Genomic DNA, 2,734 nt, shown 5'->3' on the forward strand with positions numbered 1-2,734 from the left:
CACCACATCACGGCTTTCGTTAAAGTAAAAGGTCTCCCGTTCACAAAAACGAATGGCTGCAAAAATGCTTTCTTGGATTTGATGAACATACTCATCGGCTATGTCATCAATCTCATCTTGAATAACCGACACTAAGTGCGAAAGTGTTCTCTTATGACGATAAACATCTCGCTTTACTGGTATCGGTCCTCCGGTTTTAACCCGAATATAATGACGTGTCATCAAAATACCTCTCAGTGATTAGTCACGAATTCAACGACTATACTTGCTTGCCCAGCTTGTACTGTTTTGTCCGCTTTGGCATAGAGAGTAAGTTCTTCATCATAAGGGATAAACTCCTTCTGATTGGTAGGCTTAACCTCTTTTACTGCCTGTTGTTTGATTTCTGCTTCACCAAACTCATTGCCGCCAGCAGTGCTGCCTATTTTTACCTTCGTGTCCGAAAATGCTGTCTTAACAAACACTTTAATTGAAGTAATCAAAGCACCACGAGGTAGCGTGCCTATTCTCATAGCGTTTTCTTTATCTTCATAGCTAAAATTAAGCCGCAAAAAGCTTACCTGCTGGGTATGAAGATTTCTCCCTTGCAAGGGCTGTGGTAAATAATCTGCCATGTCTTATCCCCTCAATGATTTGTTACGAATTGCACAACCACAATACATTCACCAGCCGCAGTTGTTTTATCCCGTGTTGCATAAAGGGTCATCTCCTTATCATCTGCAACAAAAGACTTTTGATCTGTTGGCGTAAAATCTTGCGTGCCTTGGGCTTTGATGTCTTTTTCACTGAACTCATTGCCGCCATAGGTGCTGCCTATCTTTAATTTTGTCTCAGAAAACGCGGTCTTGACAAAAGCCTTCATCGAAGTGATCAAAGCGCCACGAGGCAAAATTCCGATTTTTTCCGTAAGATGCTTATCTTTATGCGAAATATTCAAACGTAAGAAACTTACCTGTTGGGTATGAAGAGTTCTTCCCTGCAATGGAGGTGGTAATTGATCTGCCATGTCTTATCCCCTTAATGATTACGCACCAGCTTCACCGCTGTAGGTAGGAATGACAATCGTTCCAAAATCTTGGGCTGTTTGTGCGCTATTTGGCATTTTGAAACGGGTCTTCTTCATTCCTATCAATGTTTTAGCTGCAACACCAAATTGACGTTCATAATCAAAATATTCTTCTTTGAGTGTGTAATGCGTTGCACTGTGATTCTTGCCAAAACCTATAACCGCACTCTGGGCTCCTAAGAAAACCGCACGACGCACACTCTTTACCGCTGTATTATTTGTCGAGTTAACACCATGGGTGACATGTATCGCTTCACGTAAAATAACGCCATTATACATGCCTAGTGAACCATCAAAGATTGGGTTTTTCGCACGAGAGGTTGCATAAACCGATTTTTGAATATCTAACCACTCACCAACGGCTGTATTGGTTCGCAATTGCATGACTTGTGTTGGATGCAAATACAAAACATAAACATCATCACCATTGACATGGACTGGAGAAATTTGCGGATTGGCAAGTTTGGCTTGTTTAACCGCTTCATCAATCAATTTAAGACTAAAGCTATGTTTGGCTTTATCATTGAGATCTTCATCCTTTGTTTTACCATCTGGGCGGATAATACGTTCATTGCTTGGTGCCATGATTTCATTAAAGCCATAATGAACCGGCTTAATATACACTTCTCGACCATCAACATTGATCGTACGGGGTGTATAACCACATACCTGAAGAAAGAACATGATGCTTAAACGATTGGCATACCAACGAACTAAACCTTCTTTGGCTTTTTTCCGTAAATTGGGGAGAATTCTCTGTTGGTCAATCGAGTCATCATTCGCTACACGTGCTGCATGTAAAAGCTCGTTAATCACCAACCGATCATTCATAAATTGAAGCGCTTCTTCATTGCCCTCTAAGGTTTCGCCTTGCGTGACACCGTCCCCAAACAGATTGACCAGCAGACTAAACGTAACGCTATCCCCTGCACTCTTATGGGTTTCGTTGTAAAGCTGGATAATGCTGTTCGAACTTTTGCCAATCAGGGGAGCTATTTTCGTTGCTTTCAAAACTTCATTGCTTAATTTCTGTGACCACAATTTCACCGATTGCGGATCATGGGTTCCTATATGTGTTGTTGCCATTGATTTCACCTTTCTTTGCTGTAAAAAAACCGGCTTAAAGCCGGTGGAAAACCCGCATCAAGGCGGATTATGTTGTAAAACTTATTGCCTAATCAGGGTCTGCACCCATAATTTCATAAAAACGGGCTTCATTTTTCGGGTTCGATATCCACGCGTTAAATTCTTTTTCTGACATATTCGCAAGTGTCTCTTTGGTCATAGGACCCGTCACGCCCCCTCCTCCAGATGCTGTTAAGGTTCTCGCAGAATTCTGCCGGCTTTGAAGTTCTGCTACTTGATTATTCGCTTGAACCCCTTGGTTCTGATAGCCAAGATTTTGCGCTATTCTATAAATCTCTTCTGCCGGATTGAGATCTCTTTGTGCACAAGTCGCTACAATCGTACGCAATTCATTCCTTATGATCTCAGAAATTGTGTTTGGATCTGCATACTCAGGATAAAGTGACGACCAAGAACTCAATTCCTTCGCACGCTTCTCATAAAGAAAATTTGCCGCATCACCAAAATCACTGGATTTATTTTGAAACGACTTAACAGAATTATTAAAAAATTCACCAAGACGTATATCATGCTGCTGCTGTT

Annotated in this window: 3 protein-coding genes and 2 pseudogenes; all 5 read right to left on the bottom strand. The window is 41.4% G+C overall.

Annotation, left to right across the window (positions count from 1 at the left end; translation table 11 throughout):
* Positions 1-222 (bottom strand): annotated as a pseudogene (locus ACFIK4_RS01835) (hypothetical protein); the annotation flags it as partial.
* Positions 223-233: 11 nt separating this feature from the next.
* Positions 234-614, bottom strand: a complete 381-nt coding sequence (locus tag ACFIK4_RS01840; protein WP_375633742.1) for a hypothetical protein — start codon at positions 612-614, stop codon at positions 234-236.
* Between the two features lie 11 nt (positions 615-625).
* Positions 626-1,006, bottom strand: coding sequence for a hypothetical protein (locus tag ACFIK4_RS01845; protein WP_375633743.1), 381 nt, complete (start codon positions 1,004-1,006; stop codon positions 626-628).
* An 18-nt stretch (positions 1,007-1,024) separates the two neighbouring features.
* Positions 1,025-2,152, bottom strand: a complete 1,128-nt coding sequence (locus ACFIK4_RS01850) for a N4-gp56 family major capsid protein (RefSeq protein WP_375633744.1) — start codon at positions 2,150-2,152, stop codon at positions 1,025-1,027.
* Between the two features lie 88 nt (positions 2,153-2,240).
* Positions 2,241-2,734: pseudogene (locus ACFIK4_RS01855) on the bottom strand (hypothetical protein); the annotation flags it as partial.

The organism is Bartonella sp. AP9QHHD (assembly GCF_042195625.1).
Lineage (GTDB): Bacteria > Pseudomonadota > Alphaproteobacteria > Rhizobiales > Rhizobiaceae > Bartonella.

Coding starts and splice junctions, on each gene's coding strand:
- ACFIK4_RS01840 (WP_375633742.1), bottom strand. CDS start 614: ATGGCAGATTATTTACCACAGCCCTTGCAAGGGAGAAATCTTCATACC.
- ACFIK4_RS01845 (WP_375633743.1), bottom strand. CDS start 1,006: ATGGCAGATCAATTACCACCTCCATTGCAGGGAAGAACTCTTCATACC.
- ACFIK4_RS01850 (WP_375633744.1), bottom strand. CDS start 2,152: ATGGCAACAACACATATAGGAACCCATGATCCGCAATCGGTGAAATTG.